This is a genomic window from Streptomyces sp. NPDC046215, from assembly GCF_040646215.1.
Classification (GTDB): Bacteria; Actinomycetota; Actinomycetes; order Streptomycetales; family Streptomycetaceae; genus Streptomyces; species Streptomyces stramineus.
Map to the genome: position 1 here is coordinate 1 of NZ_JBEYZW010000179.1, position 3,464 is coordinate 3,464.

Here is a 3,464-nt window from a genome sequence, read left to right on the forward strand (position 1 = left end):
GCGTCGGAAAGCCGCTCCACCAGCAGCATGCCGACGCCCTCCCCCCACCCCGTGCCGTCCGCCGAGGCCGCGAACGCCTTACACCGCCCATCAGGCGACAATCCCCGCTGCCGCGAAAACTCAACAAAGGTGGCTGGCGTGGCCATCACCGCAACACCGCCTGCCAAAGCCATAGAACATTCACCCGAACGCAGCGCCTGACCCGCCAGATGCAGGGCCACCAGCGACGACGAACACGCAGTGTCAACCGTCACCGCCGGACCTTCAAGGCCAAAGGTGTACGCAAGACGACCGGAGGCGATGCTGCCCGCGTTCCCGTTGCCGAGGTAGCCCTCGAAACCGTCGGGCACCGTGTGCAAGCGGCCGACGTAGTCGTGGTACATCACCCCGGCGAACACACCGGTCCGGCTTCCTCGCAACGAGACGGGGTCGATGCCCGCCCGTTCGAAGGTCTCCCACGCGGTTTCGAGGAGGAGCCGCTGCTGAGGATCCATCGCCATGGCCTCGCGGGGGCTGACGCCGAAGAACGTGAGGTCGAAGTCGCCCGCGTCGTAGAGGAACCCGCCCCTGCGGGTGTACGACGTGCCCTGACGGTCCGGGTCCGGATCGTAGAGCCGTTCCACGTCCCAGTCGCGATCCTCGGGGAAGTCCCCCGTGGCGTCACTTCCCGACATCACCAGGCTCCACAAGTCTTCGGGGGACCGTACGCCTCCGGGGTAGCGGCATGCCGCGCCGACGATGGCGAGAGGCTCGTCGGTCTCGGCGACAGTGGCTTGTGGGAGGGAAGACGCCGGAGTCGAGGTGCCGATGAGATCGGTGTGGAGGCGGTCGGCCAGGGCGGAGGGGTTGGGGTGGTCGTAGATCAAGCTCGGGGGCAGGCGCAGCCCCGTGATGGTTTGCAGTCTGTTGCGGAGTTCGACGGCGGTCAGGGAGTCGAAGCCGAGGTCGCGGAAGGAACTCTCGGCCCGTACGGTGTCCCCGCTGTCGTGACCCAGGATCGTCGCCACGTTGCGCCGCACCAGAGAGAGCAGTTCCCTGAGGCGGTCCGGTTCGGACATGCCTTCCAGACGGGTGCGCAGACCGCTCGCACTGCCCGCCGTGGCCGTTGCCCCACGTCGGCGGGCCGGCTCGCGGACCAGGTTGCGGAACAGGGGCGACACCGTGCCCGAGGCTCGCAGTCCTGCGGTGTCCAGCCGCGCCGGTACGACGAGGGGGGAACGCTCCGGGTCCAGTGCCGCATCGAACAGTGCCAGCGCCTCGTCCGTCGCCAGTGCCCGCAGTCCGGAGCGTGCCACCCGCGACCGGTCGGTGGTCCCGAGGCGGGCGGCCATGCCCTCGGCCTCCTCCCAGAGCCCCCATGCCAGCGCCAAGCCGGGCAGGCCCATGGCGCGGCGGTGGTGGGCGAGGGCGTCGAGGACGGCGTTGGCGGCGGCGTAGTTGCCCTGCCCGGCCGAGCCAGCGGTGCCGGCGATGGAGGAGAACGTCACGAACACCTTGAGGTCCATGGTGCGGGTCAGTTCGTGAAGGTGCAGGGCCGCGTCCGCCTTCGGGCGCAGCACTGTCGCCAGTCGTGACGGGGTGAGTGAGGCGAGCGTCCCGTCGTCCAGGACGCCGGCCAGGTGGACGACTCCGGACAGCGGGCGGTCGGCCGGTACGCTCCGCATCAGCTCGGCGACATGCGCCTCGTCGCCCACGTCGCACGCGGTGATCCGCACGTCGGCTCCCAGGTCGGTGAGCTCCTGGACCAGCTCGGCAGCTCCCGGTGCGTCCGGACCCCGCCTGCTGACCAACAACAGGTTCCGGACGCCGTGCGTTCCTACGAGATGCCGGGCGATGGCCGTTCCCAGCGCACCGGTGCCACCTGTCACCAGGACGGTGTCCTGTGCGTCGAAGGTCTCCGGGAGGGTGCCGGGCAGCTCAGCGCCGCTGAGTGCGGGAGTCGCGTGCGTTCCGGCCGTCGGGACCCGGACCAGCCGGGGTACGAGCAGTCGGCCATCGCGCAGGGCGATTTGCGGCTCGCCGGAGGCCAGGGCCGCGTCGATCGCCTCCGCGACGTCGTCGGAAGCACCCAGGTCATCGTCCGGGTGATCGCCCGGGTCATCGCCCAGGTGATCGCCCAGGTGATCGCCCAGGTCGAGGAGGACGACGCTGCCGGGGTTCTCCGCCTGGGCGGAGCGGCCAAGTCCCCAGACCGCTGCCCCCGCCAGGTCTCTTACGTCTTCTCCTGGACCGGCTGCCACAGCTCCCGAGGTCGTGATGATCAGTCGGCTGCCACGGAGCGTCTCGTCCTCCAGCCAGTCCTGCAGCAGGGCGAGGGCATGCGCAGCTGTCCTCTGTACCGCGTCGTGCAGCGGCTCGCCCTCGGTCGAGGGCCCATCGCAGGATGCGACGACGACCTCAGGGACATCCGCAGCCCCGGAGGCCACGGCCTCTCGCAGTGCGTTCAGGTCCGCGAACGCAGGGGAATCGTCAGACAACCGCCGCCGCGAGGAGTCACAGTCCGTCCCGACAATCGCCCACTGTCCCTTCTGTGACACGGGCCCGGCCGGAAGGGTGGAAATGGGCTGCCATTCGACCTCGAACAGTGACTCGTGCAGCCCTGACCCGGCTTCTGCCGCCGCACGCAGGTCATCCATCGAGACCGGGCGCAGTTCCAGCGATTCCATCGACGCGACGGGCATTCCCGTCTCGTCGGCCACGTCGATGGACACTGTTCGCCCACCCGACGAGGCGATGCGCACTCTCAGGGCCGTAGCTCCGGTGGCGAACAGCGACACGCCACTCCAGCTGAACGGCAACCCGCTCTCCTCCGACGCCGACTCCGACGAGCGGACGAGGGGCACCCCCTGCACTGCGGCATCCAACAGCGCGGGATGCAACCCGTAGGAGACCGCATCGTCCAACGCTTCCTCCGGCAGGCTGACTTCGACGAACACCTCGCCCTCGCGCCGCCATGCCGAGCGCAGCCCCTGGAACACCGGCCCGTAGACGAAACCGGCCACAGCCAACCGGTCGTACACGTCCTCCAAGTCCACCTCGACGACATCCCCGGGGGGCCAGGGGCCTGATGCCCAGTCGTGCCTGCCTGCTACCTCGCCCAGATCCGCAGTCAGCGTGCCCATCGCGTGGCAGATCCAGCCAGGATCTGTCGGGTCGACGAGGGCGGATTCGCTGTCGCTGCGGGAGTAGAGGCTCACCGTGCGTCGTCCGATGTCGTCTGTGGGGCTGACGGTGATTTGGAGGACGGTTGCTTGGTCGTCGGGGAGGGTGAGGGGGGTGTGGAGGGTGAGTTCTTCGATGTGGGGGGTGTGGGTGTGGTGCCCGGCTTGGAGCGCGAGTTCGAGAAAGGCGGTACCGGGGAGGAGGACGGTGCCGGCGACCGTGTGATCGGCGAGCCAGGGGTGGGTGGACAGGGAGATCCGGCCGGTCAAGAGGAACCCGTCCCCCTCGGCGAGAGCCACCGC

1 protein-coding gene and 1 pseudogene are annotated in these 3,464 nt (G+C 69.4%); both read right to left on the reverse strand.

Annotation, left to right across the window (positions count from 1 at the left end; translation table 11 throughout):
- On the reverse strand, positions 1–3,035 hold a 3,035-nt coding region (locus ABZ951_RS33635), incomplete at its 3' end, for an SDR family NAD(P)-dependent oxidoreductase (RefSeq protein WP_361281753.1).
- Between the two features lie 204 nt (positions 3,036–3,239).
- Positions 3,240–3,461, reverse strand: a pseudogene (locus ABZ951_RS33640) (hypothetical protein); the annotation flags it as partial.
- Between the last annotated feature and the right edge of the window lie 3 nt (positions 3,462–3,464).